23 protein-coding genes are annotated in these 19,825 nt (G+C 76.2%); 9 read left to right on the top strand and 14 right to left on the bottom strand.

The features are described from left to right. Nucleotides 1-419: 419 nt before the first annotated feature. The 6 genes from VM636_RS25940 to VM636_RS25915 all read right to left on the bottom strand — a co-directional run bounded on the left by VM636_RS25940 (nucleotide 420) and on the right by VM636_RS25915 (nucleotide 4,087). Nucleotides 420-1,031: a restriction endonuclease gene (locus tag VM636_RS25940; protein WP_234312509.1), complete on the bottom strand. Its 612-nt coding sequence runs from the start codon at nucleotides 1,029-1,031 to the stop codon at nucleotides 420-422. Between the two features lie 119 nt (nucleotides 1,032-1,150). Continuing rightward, entirely contained in the window at nucleotides 1,151-1,351 is a 201-nt protein-coding gene (locus tag VM636_RS25935) for a hypothetical protein (protein WP_030418632.1), read from the bottom strand. Nucleotides 1,352-1,661: 310 nt separating this feature from the next. Further along, nucleotides 1,662-2,288, bottom strand: coding sequence for a YigZ family protein (locus tag VM636_RS25930; RefSeq protein WP_030418633.1), 627 nt, complete (start codon nucleotides 2,286-2,288; stop codon nucleotides 1,662-1,664). 90 nt (nucleotides 2,289-2,378) lie between these two features. Further along, on the bottom strand, nucleotides 2,379-3,104 hold the full coding sequence (locus VM636_RS25925) for a hypothetical protein (RefSeq protein WP_053914099.1): 726 nt from the start codon (nucleotides 3,102-3,104) through the stop codon (nucleotides 2,379-2,381). A gap of 117 nt (nucleotides 3,105-3,221) precedes the next feature. Next, nucleotides 3,222-3,632, bottom strand: coding sequence for a CoA-binding protein (locus VM636_RS25920; RefSeq protein WP_030418635.1), 411 nt, complete (start codon nucleotides 3,630-3,632; stop codon nucleotides 3,222-3,224). A gap of 95 nt (nucleotides 3,633-3,727) precedes the next feature. Then, nucleotides 3,728-4,087, bottom strand: a complete 360-nt coding sequence (locus VM636_RS25915; RefSeq protein ID WP_030418636.1) for a metalloregulator ArsR/SmtB family transcription factor — start codon at nucleotides 4,085-4,087, stop codon at nucleotides 3,728-3,730. Nucleotides 4,088-4,155: 68 nt separating this feature from the next. Between VM636_RS25915 and VM636_RS25910 the strand changes: the two genes are divergently transcribed. Continuing rightward, complete coding sequence (locus VM636_RS25910) at nucleotides 4,156-5,271, top strand: cation diffusion facilitator family transporter (RefSeq protein ID WP_338485873.1); 1,116 nt, start codon at nucleotides 4,156-4,158, stop codon at nucleotides 5,269-5,271. Nucleotides 5,272-5,413: 142 nt separating this feature from the next. On the opposite strand, the gene VM636_RS25905 is transcribed toward VM636_RS25910, so the two are convergent. Beyond that, nucleotides 5,414-5,986 carry an XRE family transcriptional regulator gene (locus VM636_RS25905; protein WP_030418638.1) on the bottom strand — a complete coding sequence of 191 codons (573 nt, stop codon included), beginning with the start codon at nucleotides 5,984-5,986 and terminating at the stop codon, nucleotides 5,414-5,416. A 154-nt stretch (nucleotides 5,987-6,140) separates the two neighbouring features. After that, nucleotides 6,141-6,950, bottom strand: coding sequence for an acyltransferase (locus VM636_RS25900; protein ID WP_030418639.1), 810 nt, complete (start codon nucleotides 6,948-6,950; stop codon nucleotides 6,141-6,143). A 108-nt stretch (nucleotides 6,951-7,058) separates the two neighbouring features. On the opposite strand from VM636_RS25900, the gene VM636_RS25895 reads away from it, so the two are divergent. Further along, complete coding sequence (locus VM636_RS25895; protein ID WP_030418640.1) at nucleotides 7,059-7,613, top strand: gamma carbonic anhydrase family protein; 555 nt, start codon at nucleotides 7,059-7,061, stop codon at nucleotides 7,611-7,613. A 106-nt stretch (nucleotides 7,614-7,719) separates the two neighbouring features. On the opposite strand, the gene VM636_RS25890 is transcribed toward VM636_RS25895, so the two are convergent. Together VM636_RS25890 and VM636_RS25885 are read right to left on the bottom strand one after the other, a co-directional pair. Beyond that, nucleotides 7,720-8,406: a DedA family protein gene (locus tag VM636_RS25890; RefSeq protein ID WP_053914100.1), complete on the bottom strand. Its 687-nt coding sequence runs from the start codon at nucleotides 8,404-8,406 to the stop codon at nucleotides 7,720-7,722. A gap of 134 nt (nucleotides 8,407-8,540) precedes the next feature. Beyond that, on the bottom strand, nucleotides 8,541-8,978 hold the full coding sequence (locus tag VM636_RS25885) for a DUF4442 domain-containing protein (protein WP_030418642.1): 438 nt from the start codon (nucleotides 8,976-8,978) through the stop codon (nucleotides 8,541-8,543). A 262-nt stretch (nucleotides 8,979-9,240) separates the two neighbouring features. On the opposite strand from VM636_RS25885, the gene VM636_RS25880 reads away from it, so the two are divergent. After that, nucleotides 9,241-10,260: a hypothetical protein gene (locus VM636_RS25880; RefSeq protein WP_030418643.1), complete on the top strand. Its 1,020-nt coding sequence runs from the start codon at nucleotides 9,241-9,243 to the stop codon at nucleotides 10,258-10,260. A 78-nt stretch (nucleotides 10,261-10,338) separates the two neighbouring features. Here VM636_RS25880 and VM636_RS25875 read toward each other — a convergent pair whose 3' ends face one another. Then, a complete protein-coding gene (locus VM636_RS25875) occupies nucleotides 10,339-11,184 on the bottom strand; it encodes a fused MFS/spermidine synthase (protein ID WP_338485871.1) in 846 nt (281 codons plus the stop codon). Between the two features lie 105 nt (nucleotides 11,185-11,289). Here VM636_RS25875 and VM636_RS25870 point away from each other — a divergent pair, with 105 nt between their 5' ends. The 3 genes from VM636_RS25870 to VM636_RS25860 all read left to right on the top strand — a co-directional run bounded on the left by VM636_RS25870 (nucleotide 11,290) and on the right by VM636_RS25860 (nucleotide 13,410). After that, nucleotides 11,290-12,066 carry a VTT domain-containing protein gene (locus VM636_RS25870; RefSeq protein WP_030418645.1) on the top strand — a complete coding sequence of 259 codons (777 nt, stop codon included), beginning with the start codon at nucleotides 11,290-11,292 and terminating at the stop codon, nucleotides 12,064-12,066. A gap of 228 nt (nucleotides 12,067-12,294) precedes the next feature. Then, nucleotides 12,295-13,170: an undecaprenyl-diphosphate phosphatase gene (locus VM636_RS25865; protein WP_030418646.1), complete on the top strand. Its 876-nt coding sequence runs from the start codon at nucleotides 12,295-12,297 to the stop codon at nucleotides 13,168-13,170. A gap of 60 nt (nucleotides 13,171-13,230) precedes the next feature. Further along, nucleotides 13,231-13,410 carry a hypothetical protein gene (locus VM636_RS25860; protein WP_030418647.1) on the top strand — a complete coding sequence of 60 codons (180 nt, stop codon included), beginning with the start codon at nucleotides 13,231-13,233 and terminating at the stop codon, nucleotides 13,408-13,410. 99 nt (nucleotides 13,411-13,509) lie between these two features. Here the strand turns inward: VM636_RS25860 and VM636_RS25855 are convergent, their stop codons facing one another. Continuing rightward, a complete protein-coding gene (locus VM636_RS25855) occupies nucleotides 13,510-14,250 on the bottom strand; it encodes an SDR family oxidoreductase (protein WP_030418648.1) in 741 nt (246 codons plus the stop codon). A 511-nt stretch (nucleotides 14,251-14,761) separates the two neighbouring features. Between VM636_RS25855 and lnt the strand changes: the two genes are divergently transcribed. After that, nucleotides 14,762-16,333, top strand: coding sequence for an apolipoprotein N-acyltransferase (gene lnt, locus VM636_RS25850; RefSeq protein WP_030418649.1), 1,572 nt, complete (start codon nucleotides 14,762-14,764; stop codon nucleotides 16,331-16,333). Here the strand turns inward: lnt and VM636_RS25845 are convergent. Further along, entirely contained in the window at nucleotides 16,257-17,162 is a 906-nt protein-coding gene (locus VM636_RS25845; protein WP_030418650.1) for a Gfo/Idh/MocA family oxidoreductase, read from the bottom strand. The two genes, lnt and VM636_RS25845, sit on opposite strands and share 77 nt — an antisense overlap. 19 nt (nucleotides 17,163-17,181) lie before the next feature. Then, entirely contained in the window at nucleotides 17,182-18,360 is a 1,179-nt protein-coding gene (locus tag VM636_RS25840; protein ID WP_030418651.1) for an FAD-dependent monooxygenase, read from the bottom strand. Nucleotides 18,361-18,438: 78 nt separating this feature from the next. Between VM636_RS25840 and VM636_RS25835 the strand changes: the two genes are divergently transcribed. Both VM636_RS25835 and VM636_RS25830 read left to right on the top strand, forming a co-directional pair. Further along, complete coding sequence (locus VM636_RS25835; RefSeq protein ID WP_053914103.1) at nucleotides 18,439-19,029, top strand: TetR/AcrR family transcriptional regulator; 591 nt, start codon at nucleotides 18,439-18,441, stop codon at nucleotides 19,027-19,029. A gap of 303 nt (nucleotides 19,030-19,332) precedes the next feature. After that, complete coding sequence (locus VM636_RS25830) at nucleotides 19,333-19,800, top strand: hypothetical protein (protein WP_324616643.1); 468 nt, start codon at nucleotides 19,333-19,335, stop codon at nucleotides 19,798-19,800. Nucleotides 19,801-19,825: the final 25 nt, after the last annotated feature.

Genomic DNA, 19,825 nt, shown 5'->3' with positions numbered 1-19,825 from the left:
GACCACGCTGACGCCCGCCCGTACCTGCTCCACCACGGCCCTCAGTCTGCCACCGGGGTCCGACACCCGGTGCCGGGCGCCCATGAGGTCCCGGGGGCCGGGGGCCGGGAGGGCGGCGTGCCCGAGTGACCGCGCGACGCCTCCGGCGGGAAGACCCGCCCGCGAGGGGCTGCCCGCCGGGCGGGCCGTCCGTCCGCCCTCGACGCCGAAGCCGTGGTGCCCCGGTGCGCAAGCCTCCTCGCCACGGTCGTCGAGGACTCCGGCCGCACACCCGACGGCCCCACGCCGCGCGCTGCCCCGCCGCCGTGCTCACCGGCCGCGAGGAACCCGCCCGGCGTGGGTCGGGGCGAGAGCACCGGTCCCGGTCCCGGGCCCGGGCCGTCGGGGCGGGAACCCCGGATCGCTCCCCGTGCGGAGGCTCAGGAGGGGCCGGTGCGCCCGCGGGGCGCGGGGACGGCGGCGAGCAGGTCCCACAGGGGGCGCGAACCGGACGCCCAGGCCGCGAGGGTGTGGCGGTCCACGACGTGGAGACGCTGCTGCCGGGCGAAGGTCACGGCCGGTGCGGTCACCCGGCCGTTGGTCACGATCACCGCGACGTCGGCGCCGTGCACCGGGCGGGCGGTCCCGTTGAGCACCTGGAGGTCGGGGGTGCCGACCGCGGAGCCGGCCAGACCCTGACGGCGGTGCTTGCACTGGATGACCCAGCGCCGCCCGAACGGGTCGGTCGCCTTCACGTCGGCGCCCAGGTCGCCGCGGCCCCCGACGCGGGTCGCGTCCCGGCAGCCGTCGCGCCGCATCAGGTCCCGCACCGCGTCCTCGAACCGGGTGTGGTGGAGCGCGTCCAGGTGCTCCAGCGCGTACCGCAGGCCCCGCGCGCGTACCGCCTCCCACCGGGCACGCTGCCGCTTGCGGTGCAGCAGGGCGGCTCCCGTGAGTACCGCCGCCACCCCGGCGCCGGCCGGTACCCACCAGTGGGTCAGCAGCCAGTCGACGACGGCCGCCGCCAAGGCGACGGCCAGGGCCGCGGCCACGAGGAACCCGGCCGCCCGGTCGTCCGGCCGGCGCCGCCCTCCCGGCCGGCCGGGCCCGCGGGTGCGCCGTCGCGCCGGTGACCGCCGGGACACCGGCCGCCCCTTGCGGGCGCGGGGGCTCACCGGCCGGCCCGCGTGCTGCCGCCCGCGAGTGCGCCGAGGACGTTCGTGCTCCCCCGGCCCGCCGGGGCGGGCGCGATCAGGACGCGCGGGTCCGGGACGGTGACGACGGTCGGCTTCCCGCCGGAACGGCTGCGGGCCTCCGTCGGCCGCCGGACCACGACGACCGCGAGCAGTACCGCCACGTTGATGGTCAGCACCCGTCCAGACCTCCCCCGCCGGCCGGCCCCACGCGAAAACGGCGGCGCGCCGTTCCCTGTCATGTGTAGCCGCGTCCCGGCGGCGGCGACGGCGTGTCGGCCGCGAATGGCACGAAGCGATCGGGACTGGCCGAATACGGCATGGCGGACCGTTCACGGCGACCGGCCCCGGCCGGGCGCCCCCGGACCCGCCGCGCATGACGTGATGACGATACGAGGCCCATCGGGGTTGTCCTCACCGCCGCCGACGCGCCGCGGGCGGATCGGCGGCGGGTCCGCGTGGGGCGCCCGGTGCGCGGTGGGGACGCGGTCAGGCGTCTCCGTACGCCTCTCCGCCGAGGGTGAGGACGGCGGTGCCCGCGGTGGCGTCGGCGAGCCAGGCGCGGAAGGCGTCGACCTCGGCGTCGGGCAGGCCGATCTCGATGGTGACCTCCTCGGCGTAGCGCACCTCGCGGACGGCGCGGCCGGTGGCGCGCAGGTCGTTCTCCACCTTGCCCGCGCGCTGGTGGTCGACGGTCACGGTGGCGAGCCGGAAGCGGCGCCGGGTGAGGGTGCCGACGTGGTCCAGCGCCTCGCCGACGGCCCCTCCGTAGGCGCGGATGAGGCCGCCCGCGCCGAGTTTGACGCCGCCGTAGTAGCGGGTGACGACCGCGACGACGTACCGCATGTCGCGGCGGAGCAGCATCTGGAGCATGGGGAGGCCCGCCGTTCCGCCGGGTTCGCCGTCGTCGTTGGCCTTCTGCACGGCGGCGTCGGCACCGATCACGTACGCCCAGCAGTTGTGGGTGGCGTCCGCGTGCTCCTTGCGTACGCCCGCGATGAACTCCTGTGCCTCCCGTTCGGTGGCCGCGGGGGCCAGGGCGCACAGGAAGCGCGAGCGGTTGATCTCGGTCTCGTGCACGCCCGCGCGGGCGACCGTCCGGTACTCGTCCTGCATCGGGCCAGCCTATGCGGTCGCCGTCGGGCGCCCGCCGGGGCCGTCGTCCCGGGGTGTGCTTCGGCGTGCCGGGGCGGCCGGCGGGTCCGGTCAGACGGAGCCGACCTCGCCGGCGAGGTCCAGACCGAGGAAGCGGTCGGTGTGGGCGTAGACCTCGAAGCGCGCGCCGTCGGCGAGGTCCGGGTCGGTCTCCGCCCGGCGCAGGACGTCCAGGACGCCGGGGGCGTCGAGGTCGTCCTCCCAGGCCGCCCTCAGCCGGTCGCGTACGGGGCCGGGGATCGGGCGGGAGGGCTGCCGGGCCCAGCCGGCGACCGCGCGGCGCCAGCGCTTCAGGGTGTCACGGGCGGCGTCGAGGGCGGCGGTGTCGAGCACCACGCGCGCGTGGTGATGGTGTTCGAGCAGCGCGAGGCGGACGACGGACGGCTCGGCGGAACCGATGCGGACGAGGTCGTCGGATGCGACGGGGGCGACGGCGATGGTCGGCGCGTCCGGGAGCGGGTCGCCCTCGCGCACGATGTGGAGGACGCGGGCCACGGCGGCCGGGCCGGGGGCCGGCTCCCGGGCGGGTTCGAAGGGCCGGACGCCGAGGGCCGCCGCGTCGGCCCGGGCGGCGGCGTCCGCCCCGGGGCCGGTCAGCAGGGACCACACGGGCGTGGCGTCGAGTTCCAGGGCACGGACGAGCAGGTCCGCGACGAGCAGGACCCGCCACTGGGTGGCGTCCCGGCGCACGGCGTGCACCTCGACCCGCGCCGGTCCCCTGCGGGTGGACGTGGCGGGAAGCGGCTCTCCGGTCCGGGCGTCGATGATGCGCAGCACGGGGCGAGCGTAGGCGGACCGGCGCCGGGCCGCACGGCGAACGCGCGCACCCGGCGCACGCCGCTGCCGCCGACCCGGGCGCACGTCGCACGTCGCACGTCGCTGCCCTCGGCCCGCTCACGCCCCCAGGCGCGGGATCTCGATCGCGGGGCAGCGGTCCATCACCATGTCCAGGCCCGCCGCCCGGGTCCGCGCGAAGGCGGCCTCGTCGACGACGCCGAGCTGGAACCAGACCGCCCCGGCACCCTTGGCCACCGCCTCGTCGGCGACCGCACCGGCCAGTTCGCTGTTGACGAAGACGTCGACGACGTCCACGGCGAAGGGGATGTCCGCGAGGGACGCGTACCCCCGCTCTCCGTGCACGGTCTCGGCCTTGGGGTGGACCGGCACGATCCGCTTGCCGAAGCGCTGGAGCACCTCGGCGACGCCGTACGCGGCACGCTGCCGGTTGGACGACAGGCCCACCACGGCCCAGGTGTCGCCCCGTTCGGTGAGAATCCTGCGGACCGTCTCCTCGTCGCCGTACACGGGTGGCCTCCTCGGGCTCGTGGGCCGGGGCGGGCGCCCCGTCGCCCGGTCAACGACCCGTACGCCCGGGGGATTCCCGCGGCCGGGGGGCCGGGTCAGTCGTGCGGCGGCAGGCCGGCGACGCGGTGGTCGGCCACGTTCAGCGCCTCGGCGATCAGGCGGCGCAGGTGCCCGTCGCGCAGCGAGTAGACCACCCGGCGCCCCTCCTTCCGGGTGTCCACGAGGCCGGCCAGCCGCAGCCGCGCCAAGTGCTGGCTGACCGCGGGCCGGGCCGCCGCGCACACCTCGGTGAGGGTGGTGACGTCGGCCTCGCCGCCGGTCAGGGCGTGCAGCAGGGCGAGGCGGGTGCGGTCGCCGAGCAGGGCGAGCAGGTCGGCCGCGCGCGCCATCCGCTCCTCGCCCGCTACGGGCAGGTGCGCAGGATGCGCGGTTGACAGGTGCATGCGTGCGCTCATGCGCACATAATGGCGCCGTGGGCGTCCGGCGTCCACCGATCGCACCGGCACACCGGAAGGGGCACCCCATGAGCGACCCGCACCGGCACCACGACGACGGACCCCACCCCCGCCACGCCCACCACCGCTCCCCCGCCCGCCCGCACGGCCAAGACGGCCCCCGCGCTCACGGTCACGGCCATCCGCACGGCCACGCCCACCGCCCCGCCGGCCGTCTGCGCCGGCTGCTCACCCCGCACTCCCACGCGGGCGGCGACCGGCTGGATCCCGCGCTGGAGTCCTCGGCACGGGGGCTGCGGGCGCTGTGGGTGTCGCTGGCGGTGCTCGGCTCGACGGCGCTCGCGCAGGCGGTCGTGGTGGCGGTCTCCGGTTCGGTGGCGCTGCTCGGCGACACCGTGCACAACACGGCGGACGCGCTCACCGCGCTGCCGCTGGCACTCGCCTTCGTGCTGGGCCGCCGCGCCGCGACCCGGCGTTTCACCTACGGGTACGGGCGGGCGGAGGACCTGGCGGGTGTGGTGATCGTCCTCGCCATCGCCGCGTCCGCGCTGCTCGCGGGGTGGGCGGCGGTGGACCGGCTGCTGGACCCGCGCCCGGTGCAGCACCTGCCCGCGGTCGCCGCGGCGGCCGTGGTCGGTTTCGCCGGCAACGAGTGGGTGGCCCGTCACCGCATCCGGGTCGGCAGGTCGATCGGTTCGGCCGCACTGGTCGCCGACGGCCTGCACGCGCGTACCGACGGCTTCACGTCGCTGGCCGTGCTGGTGGGCGCCGGGGGCGCGGCACTGGGCTGGCGGTACGCCGACCCGGTGGTGGGGCTGGCGATCACCGCGGCGATCGTGCTGGTGCTGCGGGACGCGGCGCGCGAGGTGTTCCGGCGCCTGATGGACGCCGTCGACCCGGTCCTGGTCGACCGCGCCGAACAGGCGCTCCGCGCGGTCCCCGGCGTGCACGGGGTGGGTGAGCTGCGGCTGCGCTGGATCGGGCACCGGCTGCGCGCCGAGGTGGCGGTGGTGGTGGACGGCGAGGCCACGGTGCGCGAGGCCCACCACGTCGCCGTCGCCGCCGAACACGCCCTGCTGCACGCCGTGCCCCGGCTCACCGCGGCCCTGGTCCACGCCGATCCGGCGCTCGCGGCGGGCGAGGCGGACCCGCATCAGGCGCTCGCCCACCACGGCCCGGCGTGAGGGACGGCGACGCCGGCCCTCCGGGACGACGGCGCCCGGCAGTTCGGCGGGGCCTCGCCGGGAGGCAGCGGCGCGCCGCGCCGCCGTCCGCCGCCGGCGGGGACGCGGGTCAGGCCGATCACGGCCGGCCCCCGCGTCCGTCTCAGCGGACGGGCGGGACGGAGACCGCCATGATCATCCGCATCGGTCCGGGCCCCTCGTTCCCGTACGTGTGCGGGGAGTCGGCGCCGAAGGAGGCGCTGGCCCCCTCGGGCACGCGGTGCGGTACGCCGTCGAGGGTCAGGGTGAGTTCGCCCGCCGTGACGTGCAGGAGTTCGACGGTGCCGGCGGGGTGCGGGTCGGAGGGGCTGCTCTCGCCGGGCATGAGACACCACTCCCACATCTCCAGCGGGCCGGGGGCCTCGGCGCCCGCGAGCAGCCGGCTGAAGCTGCCGGCGTCGGTGTCCCACAGCCGTACGGCCTGGCCCGCGGGGACGATGCGGACGGTGGGGCCCTGTTCGTAGTCGAGCAGGGTGGTGACGCTGACGCCGAGGGCATCGCCGATCTTGACGACGGTGCCCAGGCTGGGATTGGTGCGCGCCTGCTCGATCTGGATGAGCATGCCGCGGCTGACACCGGCCCGCGCGGCGAGCGCCTCCAGGGTGAAACCGCGCTCGGTGCGCCAGCGCCTCACGTTGCGGGCCAGGGACTGGGTCAGCAGATCGAGGTCCGACACATTCCGTCCAGTGTGGTGGATGACTCGGTCCACTCTACTGACCTGACCCCTCCGCCCCGCACCGGACGACGGGTCGGCCGGGCACGAGGTCACCGGGGTCCGGATCCGGCGGGGGCACCGGACCGGGCGCCGCGGACACGCGACCGCCGCCCTCTCAGCCCTCGGTCTCCAGTTCCGGGTGCGGCACCTGGGGCGGAGCCGGGGCCGGGTCGGGCAGGGTGGCCAGGTGGGCGACGGCTTCGTCGTCCAGCGCGGACAGGGCGCGCAACTGGTCCGGGGTGACGTCCTCGGGTATCGGCACCGGGGCCGGGGTGCGCAGGGGCGGCTGCCAGCCGTCGGCGGGGGTCCAGCGGCGGACGACCCGGGCCGGTGCCCCGGCGACCACGGCGTGGTCGGGCACCGTGCCGCGGACCACGGCACCGGCGGCCACCACCACGTTCCGGCCGATCCGCGCGCCGGGCAGGACCACCGCGCCGGTGCCGATCCAGCAGCCGGGGCCGATCTCCACCGGCTCCATGCGCGGCCACTGCCTGCCGATGGGCTGGTGGGGGTCGTCGTAGGAGTGGTTGGTCGAGGTGACGTAGACGTAGGGGCCGACGTAGCAGTCGCTGCCGATGGTGACCGTGGTGTCCGCTATGACGTGGCTGCCGCGGCCGAGGACGACGCCGTCCCCGATGCGCAGGATGGCGTCCGGGCCGAGGTCCAGGTCGGGCATGAGCCCGGCGGTCAGGGTGACCTGCTCGCCGATGATGCAGTGGGCGCCGACCTCGATCCAGGGCTCGCCGAAGACCGTGCCGAGCGGGAAGGCGAGCCGGGTGCCGGCGCCCAGGGCGCGGAAGCGGAACCGTCCGGGGCGGGCGGCGGTGACGGAGCCGGTGCGCTGCACCCACGCCCAGCCGGCGTGCACGGCCCGCTGCGCGAGCAGTCCGGCCCGGGACGAGAACGTGTTCTTGCGCTTCGGCACCCGCTCACCGTAGTCCGCGGGCGGTGCGGGGGCGGCGCCGACGGTCTGTGATCTTCACCCCACCCGGTGGCGTACCGTGCGGTACATCACCGGACCAGGAGGCGGACGATGGAGCGTAGGGCGCTGATCACGGGCATCGGCGGCAGGCGGCCCGAGGTGGACGGGGAGGCGTTCACCGCGCCCACCGCCTCGGTCGTCGGGGACGTGACCCTGCGGGCGGGCGCGAGCGTCTGGTACGGGGCGGTGCTCCGCGGCGACGTCGAGCGGATCACCGTCGGGGAGAGCAGCAACATCCAGGACAACTGCACGCTCCACGCCGACCCGGGCTTCCCCGTCACGGTCGGCGCCCGCGTCTCCGTCGGGCACAACGCGGTCGTGCACGGCGCGACGGTCGAGGACGACTGCCTGATCGGCATGGGCGCCACCGTCCTCAACGGCGCGGTGATCGGCGCCGGCTCGCTGGTCGCCGCGCAGGCGCTGGTCCCGCAGGGCATGCGGGTGCCGCCCGGTTCGCTGGTCGCGGGGGTCCCGGCGAAGGTGCGCCGGGAGCTGACCGAGGAGGAGCGCCAGGGCATCACCCTGAACGGGACGATGTACGCCGACCTGGCGAAGGCGCACCGCGAGGTGTACGAGGGGGCCGGGGGCGGCGACACCGGGGCGTGAGGCGGGCGCCGTGGGGCTCGGCCCGGAGGGTGGGGCGGGCCGGGCAGAGGGCCGGCCCCCGTCCGGCGCGGGCGGGAGCCGACGGGGTGGCCTGGGCCTCGCGTACTCAGTCGGAGGAGGCGGCCTTCCCGGCGCCGGCCGGCGTCTCGGCGCCGGCCGGCGCTGCCGCCGCCGCGGCCTCCCGTTCGGCCGTGGCGCGCTGGGCCTTGCGCTTGACGAACAGCATCGAGCCGACACCGACGAGGACGGCAGCCACCAGGCCCAGCCACGAGAAGCGCTTCAGCCAGGATTCGGCGACGACACCGAGGTAGTAGACGACGGCGGTGGTGCCGCCCGCCCAGAGGATGCCGCCGAAGACGTTGGCGATGAGGAACTTCCAGTAGGGCATGCGCAGCACACCGGCCAGCGGGCCGGCGAAGATGCGGAGCAGGGCGACGAACCGGCCGAAGAACACGGCCCACATGCCCCACCGGTCGAAGGACCGCTCGGCGGTGGCGATGTGCCCCTCGCCGAAATGCTTGGGGAACTTCCGGCCCAGCCAGGCCAGCAGCGGTCTGCCGCCCCGGCGGCCGATGGCGTAGCCGATGGAGTCGCCGACGATCGCGCCGACGGTGGCGCAGGTGCCGAGGATCACGGGGTCGACGCCCCCGTGCTGGGAGGAGAGCAGGGCGGCCGAGACGAGGACGATCTCGCCCGGCAGCGGGATACCGAGGCTCTCCAGGCCGATGACGACTCCGACGACCGCGTAGACGGCCGCCGCGGGCACCGTGTCGAGCCATTCCTGGACGTGCAACGCCGCTTCCTCCGCTTCGCGTCCCTGCCGATTCCCGGGTGCGCCGCGACCGCGGCGCACCCGGGAAGCCTACCGGGTCGCCGGAGCGACGCCCCCGGGCAGGTGCCGGGGGGCGTGGAAGGGGTGGCGGGGGGTCAGCCGTTGGGCCGCAGCGTCCAGACGACGGTGACCTCGCCGGTGACGGCGCCGTCCTCACGCCGGATCACCACGCCGACGGGGAACTCGGGGCGGGTGCCGGCGTCCAGTTCGGCGACCACGTCGGCGGCCGGGCGGCCGAGGGTGGCGGTGGCGGTGACCGGGCCCAGCGCGATCTTCTTGAACGCGATCTCGGCGTGCACGGGCAGCGGCACGGCGCGCGCGAGCTGGTCGCCGAAGGCCGCGAGGACGATGGCGCCGCTGGCGGACTCGGCCAGCGTGAACATGGCGCCGGCGTGCGGGCCGCCGACGTGGTTGCGGTACTCGCTCTGGTCCGGAAGGCGCAGGACGGCCTTCTCCGGGGTGGTCTCCAGGTACGCGAGGTTCAGGGTCCGGACCATCGGCACGGTGGCGGCGAGCAGTTCGCCGACCGACATCTCGTCTGCGCTCATGCCCACATGTTACCCACGAGTAGATTCCGGGGGCCAGGGACCTCGGGGGACCGTCGCCCGGGGAGGGCCGGGGAAGCCGCGGGGCCGGGGCCCGGTGGCCGGAACCCAAGGGTGCGGACGGCCGGGAGAGGCCGGGCCCGGTGGCCCGGACGGCGGGGCTCCCGGGACGGAGCCGTCCCGTTTCGGTACGTCCCTGACAAGGCCCGGTGACCGAATCGTGTCCTGGGCCGCATTAGGGTGACCACTCATGTGGCCAGGACAGCAGCCGCCCGGGGGCGAGCAGAACCCGCAGCAGAACAACCCGTACCAGCAGCCGGGGTACCAGCAGCCGAATCCGTATCAGCAGCCGGGCTACCCACAGTCCGGACCGTACGGGCAGCAGCCGCAGTGGGGGGCTCCGACGGTGCCGGGGGCCCCGCTGCCCGGCGGCGGGGACGGCGGCGGCAAGCGGACGAAGCTGGTCGCGATCGTCGCAGCGCTCGCCGTGGTGGTGACTGCCGGGGTGACCGGGTTCCTGGTGCTCGGCGGTGACAAGGACGACACGGCGGACGGCAAGGACACCAAGCCCAGCACCAGTGCGTCCGCGAGCGGGTCCGCCTCCCCGGAGGCCGACCCGAGCGAATCCGGTTCCGACGACAACCCGCGCGGCGACGGGGAGCTGGAGGCGACCGTCCCCGGCTGGAAGGTCGTCGCCAACCCGCGCTTCGGCACCATGTTCGACGTCCCCGCCGACTGGGAGATCGAGAGGCCCGGCACCAGCGTCGGCTTCGAGTGGGAGAAGGAGGACGGCACGTTCGACCGCACCAGCGTCACCGCGCCGGCCTACCTCAAGTCCGAGTGGTGCACGTCCGACGACGACAAGGACGGCCGCAAGGAGACCACGGCCCTCGCCACCGCCGGCACGCGCGGGGAGAACGGCGCCAAGGACACCGACATGGCGGCCCAGACCCGCGTCCCGTGGTGGATCTTCGGCGGCTACACCCAGCCGGACAAGAAGAGCGTCAAGCAGGAGAAGCCGAAGCCGTACACCACCGCCTCCGGCATCGAGGGCAGCCTCGCCACCGCCCACTCGGAGGGCACGCCCCAGAAGGGGAAGTGCGACAGCGAGGGCAAGGCCATCACCTTCGCCTTCAAGAACGGCGCGGGCGACTTCGTCACCTGGAACCTGTACGGCGCCAAGGGTGTCAAGGACGAGATCCCCGAGGAGACGGTGCGGAAGATCCTGAGCACCGTGCGCCTCACCGAGGAACCGCCGACCGGCACCTGACCGGCGCCCGCGCCCCGGGGCCCTGCCGACGGCGCCCCGGGGCCCTGCCGCCGGCCGACGGCGCCCCGGACCCGGCCGTCAGCCGATGCCGAACGCTCCGGCGGGCGGCTCCGGCGACGGCCGGGCCTCCTCGTCCGGCACCGGCAGCGCGTCGCCGACGAACTCCCGCAGGGCGGCCCCGTGTGCGACCCGGGCCGGGAACGCGTCGGCGGCGGTCCGCCGGGCCAGCCCCGCGGTGTCGAGGGGGCGGTGCGAGGCGAGCAGGATCATGTTGCCGAAACGGCGCCCGCGCAGCACCCCCGGTTCGGCGATGAGCGCCAGCTCCGCGAAGAGCGCGGCGAACCCGGCGAGTTGCGAGCGCAGGAAGGCGAAGGGCGCCCCGTCGGCCAGGTTGGCCGCGTAGACGCCGTCGGCCCGCAGTACGCGTTCGGCCTCGCGCGCGTAGCCGGCGGTCGCCAGGTGGGCCGGCACCCGTGAGCCGCCGAAGACGTCCGCGACCAGGACGTCGGCCGAGTCCGCGGGCGCGGCCTCCAGCCAGGCGCGGGCGTCGGCGGCGTGCGGGACGATGCCCGAGCCGTCCGGCAGGGGCAGGTGCTCGGCGACCAGGTCCAGCAGGCCCCGGTCGGCCTCCACGACGTCCTGCCGGGAGCCCGGCCGGGTCACGGCCACGTACCGGGGCAGGGTGAGCGCTCCCCCGCCGAGGTGCACCACGTCCAGCGCGCGCCCCGGCTCGGCCGCGGTGTCGAGGACGTGCCCGAGCCGCAGCGCGTACTCGAACTCCAGGTGCGCCGGGTCGTCCAGGTCCACGTAGGACTGCACCGCCCCGTCGACGGTGAGCAGCCAGGCCCGGCGGCGGTCGACGTCGGGCAGGAGCTTGGCGGTGCCGTGGTCGACGGCGCGGACGACGGGCAGGGACTCGTTCACGCGCCCATTGTGCCGGGGTGCCCGGTCCGCCCCGGCCACCGCTCCGTCACGTTCCTGAGACGCACCCTACGGCGATCGGTCACACGGGTCGGTTACTGTCGCCGAATGCTCGATGCCCACACCCGCCCTGGGGGCACCGTCACGGCGTCTCCCCACGCCGCCGCACCGGAACTCGCCGTCACCACCGCCGCCGCGCCCGTGCCCGCCGGCTTCGCCGCCCGGGTGACGAGAGCCGTGCTCTCCCCCTGGTCCCGTCTGTCGCTGCTGGTGGCGCTGCTCGCCGCGGCGGCCTCGGCGATGCTCGTGTTCGAGCCGCAGCGGGTGCTGACCGAGGGCGGGCCGCCGCACCTGGGCGGCGCGGCGGCGGCACTCGCCTACGCGCTGGCGTACGGGGTGTGCACCGTCGCCTTCGTACCGCGCCCGCTGCTGAACCTCGCGGCCGGCGCCCTGTTCGGCTCCTCCGTGGGGCTCTGCTCGGCGCTCGCGGGCACGGTGCTCGGGGCCGGGTTCGCCTTCTGCCTCGGCCGTGCGCTGGGCCAGGACGCGCTGCGTCCGCTGCTTCGCGGCCGATGGCTGAAGGCCGCGGACGGGCAGCTCAGCCGGCACGGCTTCCGTTCGATGCTGGCGGCGCGGCTCTTCCCGGGGGTGCCGTTCGCCGCCGCCAACTACTGCGCGGCCGTCTCCCGCATGCGCCTGGGGCCGTTCCTGCTGGCCACGGCCGTGGGCTCGGTGCCCAACACGGCCGCCTACGCCGTCGCCGGGGCCCGCGCGTCGACGCCGACGTCGCCCGCCTTCCTGATCGCGCTGGCCGTGATCACGCTGCCCGCGGTGGCGGGCGGGGTGGTGGCCTGGCGCAGGCGTCACCGGCTGCCCGGCGCCTGACGCCACACCCGGGCGGGGCCGCCGGCGTTCCGGTGCCGGCCGGGCCCGGTGCGACACCGTGCCCGGCGGGGCGGGCGGGGCGACGGTGCGGAGCTGGTCGTCCCTGTCACCTTCTGGTCACTTTGGGGCGCTACGCTGCCCCACGACACGCTCGGTCGCGATCACCGCATGCGCCGTACAGGTGTGTCCACCGACGTTCCGCGACCGGCACTTGGACTCCACACCCTCATGTCTTGGTTTGAATCCCTCATCCTCGGGCTCGTCCAGGGGCTGACCGAGTTCCTCCCCGTCTCCTCCAGCGCCCACCTGCGGCTGACGGCGGCGTTCTCCGGATGGCACGACCCCGGCGCGGCCTTCACGGCGATCACGCAGATCGGCACGGAGGCCGCCGTCCTCATCTACTTCCGCAAGGACATCGGCCGCATCCTCGCCGCCTGGACGCGTTCGCTCACCAGCAAGGAGATGCGTCACGACCCGGACGCGCGGATGGGCTGGCTGGTCATCGTGGGCTCCATCCCGATCGGGGTCCTCGGCCTGACCCTCAAGGACCAGATCGAGGGGCCGTTCCGGGATCTGCGCATCACCGCGACGATGCTGATCGTCGTCGGCGTGATCATCGGCGTCGCGGACCGGATGGCGGCGCGGGACGAGAGCGGCGGCCGGCACCGCGCGCCCAAGCAGCGCAAGGAACTGTCGGACCTGGGCGTCCGCGACGGCCTGGTCTACGGGCTCTGCCAGGCGATGGCCCTCATCCCCGGCGTCTCCCGCTCCGGCGCGACCATCAGCGGCGGCCTGTTCATGGGCTACCGGCGCGAGGCCGCGGCCCGCTACTCGTTCCTGCTGGCGATCCCGGCGGTGCTCGCCTCCGGGATCTTCGAGCTGAAGGACGCCATGGACGGCGACCACGTCTCCTGGGGACCGACGCTCTTCGCCACGGTCGTCGCCTTCGCCAGCGGATACGCGGTCATCGCGTGGTTCATGCGCTACATCTCCACCAAGAGCTTCATGCCGTTCGTCTGGTACCGGATCGCCCTCGGCATCCTGATCATCGTCCTGGTCACGGCGGGGGTCCTCAGCCCGCACGCGGCGGAGTCCGCGGGCTGACACGGGGCCGCGTAGCCGTCCGGTAGCGGAGTGTCAGTGCTTGCCCCTAGGCTTGTCCGCATGTCCCCCGATTCCTTGGCCCCTGGTTCCGCGCGCTCCGCCGCGGAGCTGAACGATCAGATCCGCGCCCTGTGGCGGCGGGCGGGCGGCACCCTGTCCGCCCACGAGCGCGTGGAGTACGAGTTGCTGGTGGTCGAGTGGGCGGCGGCGACGCGCGGGGAGGTCGTCGAGGCGGCCTGACCCGGCGGGGCCCGGGGCCCCGGCCGCGCGGCCGGGACGCCGCCGGTGGCCGTCCCGCCGGACGACCGCGGCCCGCCGGGGGCTCGACCGCGCCGGATCTCAGCGCCCGCCCGCCACCCGGAGCACCGTACCGGTCGCGTAGGACGCCTCCCCGGACATCAGCCACGCGATCGCCGCCGCGATCTCCTCCGCCCGCCCCGCCCGTCGCAGCGGCACCCCCGGCGCCATCCGCGCGGGCCGGTCCGGGTCGCCCATGGCCGCGTGCATGTCGGTGTCGACGAGGCCGGGGGCGACCGCGTTGACCCGCACGCCGTCCGGGCCGAGTTCCTTGGCGAGGCCGAGGGTGAGGGCGTCGACGCCGGCCTTGGTCGCTGCGTAGTGGACGTACTCGCCGGGGCTGCCGAGGGTGGCGGCGCCCGAGGAGACGTTCACGATCACCCCGCTCCCCCGGGCCGTCATGAGCTGCGCCGCCCGTCGCGCGCACAGCAGCGCGCCGAGCAGGTTGACGTCCACGACCCGGCGCAGGGTGTCGGTGCCGGTGTCGGCGAGGCGGCCCAGCGGCCCGGTGACGGCGGCGTTGTTGACCAGGCCGGTCACCGGGCCGAGCCGGTCCTCCGCCAGGGCGAAGAGCCGCTCGACGTCGGCTTCCTCGGAGGTGTCCGCCCGTACCGCGAGCGCCCGCCCGCCGGCCTCGGCCACCGCCGCCACGACCGCGTCGGCCGCCGCCGCGTCCCGGACGTAGCCGACCGCGACGTCGTGTCCGTCGGCCGCGAGACGACGGCAGGCCGCCGCGCCGATCCCGCGGCTGCCGCCGGTCACCACCGTGACAGGACGTGCCATGCCCCACCTCCACACCGGTCCGCGGTGGACGGCTCCCGGAGTCCGGGAGTACCGCGCCGCACCTTTGATCGATCATCGATCGTCGCCGCTCACCCTAGAGGCGCACGGCCGGCCCCCGCCACCCCCGGCGCCTTCCGGCCGCCGGGAAGACCGTCCTCCGCGCGGCAGGGCGCCCGCGAGGCGTGGATACGCCCCGTGCGATCGCCGGCTGGAGTAGCCCCGCCCCACCCGGCGGTGGGGACAACCGGGGCGGCCTCGAGGAACGCGTCGTGGGCTTCGGCGTCGAGGTGGAGTGACCGGGGCGGGCCGGGAGCGTCCGGCCGGCCGGTCACGCGCCGGGCCGGGGCTCCGGCCGATCGGTGCGCACCCGGACCGGAGGCATCGGGCCCACCTAGGACACTCCCGGACCGGAGGCATCCGGCGCATCGGGGGGACGCGCCGGGCGCGATGCCGGCCGGCGGGGTCGTGCCGCGGGCGCACGCCGGGCGCGTCCCGGGGTAGGAAGGGCCCCATGAGAAAGCTCGGCCCCTGGACCGCCTCCCCGTGGCGCCGCCCGGCCGCCGCCCTGCTCGCCGGTGCCCTGCCGGTGCTCGCCTTCCCGGCGCCGGGCCTGTGGTGGTGGGCCTGGGTCGCGCTGGTGCCGTGGCTGCTGCTGGCCGCCTCCGCGCCGGACGGCCGGGCGGCGTCCCGGGAGGGCTGGCTCGGCGGGTTCGCGTTCATGCTGGCCATGCACCACTGGCTGGTGCCCAGCCTGCACGTGTTCACCTTCGTGATCGCCGCGCTGCTCGGCGCGCTGTGGGCGCCCTGGGGCCTGCTCGTACGCCGGTTCCTCGGGGCGTCCGCCACGCCGGGGCGGGTCGCGGCGGGGCTCGTCGTGGTGCCGTCGGGCTGGCTGGCGGTGGAGTTGGTCCGCTCCTGGCAGGGGCTCGGCGGGCCCTGGGGGATGCTCGGCGCCAGTCAGTGGGAGGCCGCCCCGGCGCTGCGGCTCGCCTCGGTGGGCGGGGTGTGGCTGCTCAGCTCGCTGGTGGTCGCCGTCAACACCGCGGTCGCCGTGCTGATCGCGCACCGCCGGGCGCGGGTGGCCGCGCTGACCGGGCTGGTGGCCACGGGCGCCGCCACCGCGTCGGCGTGGGCGTGGGCGCCCGGCCCGCAGAGCGGGGCACGGGCCTCGGTCGCCGTGGTCCAGCCGGGGATCGTCACCGGGCCGGACAGCGCCGAGCGCCGCTTCGACCGGCAGGAGCGGCTGACCCGGGACCTGGCCGGCCGGGACGTGGACCTGGTCGTCTGGGGCGAGAGCAGCGTCGGCCACGACCTCGCGGACCGCCCCGACCTGGCCCGCCGGCTCGCCGCGCTGTCCCGGGAGACCGGCGCGGACCTCCTGGTCAACGTGGACGCGCGCCGCTCCGACCGGCCCGGCATCTACAAGAGTTCGCTCCTCGTCGGGCCCGGCGGCCCCACCGGCGACCGGTACGACAAGATGCGGCTGGTGCCGTTCGGGGAGTACGTCCCGGCGCGTTCGCTGCTCGGCTGGGCCACCTCCGTCGGCAAGGCGGCCGACGAGGACCGCCGGCGCGGTACCGGGCAGGTGGTGATGGACACCGGGGACGGGCTGCGGATCGGGCCGCTGGTGTGCTTCGAGAGCGCCTTCCCGGACATGAGCCGCCGGCTCGCCCGGGACGGGGCCGCGCTGCTGCTGGCCCAGTCGTCCACGTCGACCTTCCAGCACACCGCGGCGCCCGCGCAGCACGCCTCGCTCGCGGCGCTGCGCGCCGCGGAGACGGGCCGCCCGATGGTGCACGCGACGCTCACCGGAATCAGCGCCGTCTACGACGGGCGCGGCGAACGGGTCGGTCCGTGGCTCGGGACGGGGGCGAGCACCGCCGAGGTCTACGAGGTGCCGCTCGCGCGGGGCGGCACCACGGTGTACGTGCGGTACGGCCCCTGGCCGGTGGGCGGAGCGCTGCTGGCGCTGGCGGGGTGGGGCGTGGCCGAGGGGGCGGCGCGGCTCAGGCGGCCGGCTCCAGCACCTCCCGCACCACCCGCTCGCACAGCTCATGGGTCTCCAGCGCGTCCCGGGCGCTGAGCACCTCGCCCGCGCGGACGGCGTCGAGGAAGGCGAGGACCACCTGTTCGATCCCGCGCTGGCGGGCCACCGGCACCCAGTCGCCGCGCCGGCGCACGGTCGGCTGACCCTTGTGGTCGATGACCTCGGCGAGGTTGACCACCTGGCGTTTGGCGTCCTGGCCGGACACCTCCAGGATCTCCTCGGCCGACCCGCTGAGCCGGTTCATGACACCGAGCGCGGTGAAGCCGTCACCGGCGAGCTGGAGGACGACGTGGTGCAGCAGCCCGTCCTCGACGCGGGCGCGCACGGTCACGTCGTCGACGGTGCCGGGGACCAGGAAGCGGAGGGTGTCGACGACGTGGATGAAGTCGTCGAGGACCATGGTGCGGGGGTCCTCGGGCAGGCCCGTGCGGTTCTTCTGCAGGAGGATCAGGTCGCGGGGCTGCTCGGCGCACTGCGCGTAGGCGGGGGCGTGGCGGCGGTTGAAGCCGACGGCGAGGCTGGTGGCGCGCTCCTCGGCGAGGGCCACCAGGCGGCGGGAGTCCGCGAGTTCGTAGGCGAGGGGCTTGTCGACGTAGGTGGGGACGCCGGCCTCCAGGAGCCGGGTGACGATCTCGGGGTGGGCGGCGGTCGGCGCGTGCACGAAGGCCGCGTCGAGGCCCTGGCCGATCAGCGCGTCGAGGCGGGTGTGGCGCCGGCCGGCCGGCAGGTGCAGGGAGTCGGCCACGCGGGTGAGCGTCGCGGGGGTGCGCGTGTGCAGGTGCAGTTCCACCTCGGGCAGGACGGCGAGCACGGGCAGGTACGCCTTCCGCGCGATGTCTCCGAGTCCGATGCAGCCGACCTTCACGGGGTGTTCTCCTTCGACACTATCCGGCCTGGGTCCGCTCGGAAGCATACGGCCGCTGCGGCGGACGCCAGTCGGCGATGCCGTCGAAGCCGCGCAGGAACAGGGCGGGCCCGGCCAGGGACAGCAGCCGCATCGCGGCGTCGCGTACGGCGACGCCGGTCCGGCCGGTCAGCAGGCTGAGGCGGGCGACCCTGACGGCCTGCCGGGAGACGGCCGTCGTCCGGGGCAGCCGGGCGGCGGTGTAGGCGGCGAGGTCGTCGTGGTGGTGGGCGAGGACGACGGCGTCCTCGACGGCCTGGTTGCCGCCCTGGCCGAGGTTGGGCGGCATGGCGTGCGCGGCGTCCCCGACGAGGGCGACCCGGCCGCGGTGGAGGGCGGGCAGGGGTTCGGCGAGGTGGTGGACGTCGTGGCGCAGGACGTCCTCGGGGCGCAGGGCGGCGAGGACGGCGGGGACCGGTTCGTGCCAGTCGCCGAAGAGGCGCAGCAGTTCGCTCCTCTCGTCGTCGGGGGCGTGGCCGTCCGCGGGCGTCACGGCGGCGGCGTAGGCGTAGACGCGGCCGTCCCCGAGGGGGTGGGTGCCCCAGATCCGGCCGCGGCCCCAGGTCTCGTGGGAGGCGAAGGCGACGCCGGGCAGCGGGATGACGACGCGCCAGGTGGTGAAGCCGGAGTAGACGGGTCCGGGGTGGCCCGGGAAGAGGACGGCGCGGGCGGCGGAGCGGATGCCGTCGGCGGCCACGACGAGGTCCGCCTCGATCTCGCCGTCGGGGGTGCGCACCCGGGCGGGCCGGCCGGGGCCGCCAGGGTCGGCGACGTCCGCGTCGGCGTCGGTGCGGACCGTGCCGGGTGGCAGACGGCCGGCGAGGAGGCCGACGAGGGTGGAGCGGTGCAGCAGCACCAGGGGGCCGCCGAAACGCTCGGCCGCGGCGGCGGCGTCGGAGCGCGAGAGCCAGCGCCCGCCGGGGGTGCGCAGGCCGCCGTCGCCCTGCCAGGCGGCGAGGGAGCGGACCTCGTCGCCGAGGCCGATCACGTCGAGGGCGCGCAGGGCGTTGGGCGACAGGGAGATGCCGGCGCCGGGCGGCTGGAGGGAGGGGCCCCGTTCCAGGACGGTGACGCGCAGGCCGCCGCGGTGCAGGGCCGCCGCCGCGGTCAGCCCGCCGATGCCGCCGCCGATCACGACGGCGTGCCGTGGGAGTGCCATGATCCTCCTTCACTACAGGCGTAGTAGACCTCGTCACGACTGTACTACGGACGTAGTTCCTCGGGGAGGTCGGATAGGTTGGCGGCCATGTCCGCACCTCCCGCCCGCTCCGATCGCGTCGCCGACACCGCGCTCGCCCTGCTGGCCGAGCGGGGTATGCGGGGGCTGACGCACCGGGCGGTCGACGAGGCCGCCGGGTTCCCGCAGGGCTCGACCTCCAACGTCGCGCGCACCCGCCAGGCGCTGCTGGAACTGGCCGTACGACGGCTCGCGGACCGGGAGGCGCGGGTGCTGGCGCTGGACGAGATGCCCGATCCGCGGGACGGCGTGGAGGCCCTGGTGGAGGCGCTCGCGCTGGCGACGCACCGCGCGATGACCGGCAACCGCGCGCTGACGCTGGCCCGCTACGAACTGGCCCTCGAGGCCACCCGCCGGCCCGAGCTGCGCATCCACTTCGACGCGGCGGGGGCCCGCTTCCGCGAGCAGCTCGGGGCCATGGTGACCGCCCTGGGCTCCCCCGACCCCGCCCGCCACGTGCGTGTGCTCGTGGCCTGGGCCGACGGGCTGTTGTTCTCCGGCGTCGCCGGTTCCCTCGCCGCCGCCCCGCCCGCCCTGGACGAACTCCGCACCGGCCTGCGGGAACTGCTCGCCACGATGGCACCGGACTGACGCGGCCCCGGAAACCGGGACGACGCATCCGCGCCCGGGCCCGCCCCGACACACCGTCCGGGCGCGAAAGCCCGGCGGGACACGCCGTCCGGGAGGCGGCTGGCACCACCCACCGACGGCCGCCCCGGGCCCGGCCGTCCACTCGTCCGCCCGTCCGCCGATCCGCCCGGCGGGGCCCGGCAGGCCCGCGCGTCACCCCGCGTGGTCGCGGCGCCCTCCGTACGGGGGCGGACATCACCCGTGAGGGGCACAGTGTGCCTGTCCGGCGGCGCGCGCGGCGCCGGAGCCGCCAGAGTGACCCGCGTGCATCGAACGACGACCACCGCAACGCTTCTGGTGACCGTGGCTGTCTCGGCCCTCGCCGGTTGTACGACGGTCCACTCTCCGTCCGGCTCCCCCACGGGTCCCGGTACGCGCACGACCGCACCGCGTCCCGACGGCTCCGCCGAACCGTGGCCCGCGGAGGGCCCGGCCCGGGAGGCGCTGGAGGGGACCGGTCCCTCCCCCGCCGCCGAGCGGGCCACCACCCCGGCTGCTCCGCCGGGCGGCGAGGGCCCGGCCGCCGTGCCGCCGCCCCGGGCCCCACGGTCGAAGGCACCGCAGGGTCAGGGCGCCGGCACGCCGGCGCCGCGCGCCACGCTCCCCGCCGTGCCCCCGCAGGGCGGACCGGGCGGGGGGACGGCGGACCTCTGCGCGCTCGGCAAACGGTTCGGCGGCTGGCAGCCGGACAGTCCGGAAGCGGTCATCTGCGACCGGGCCTACGGCAACTGAACCCCGCGGACCGGCCGTTCGCCGG

The sequence above is a fragment of the Streptomyces sp. SCSIO 75703 genome (assembly GCF_036607905.1).
GTDB lineage: Bacteria > Actinomycetota > Actinomycetes > Streptomycetales > Streptomycetaceae > Streptomyces.
This window is presented reverse-complemented; position numbering and strand designations above follow the sequence as displayed.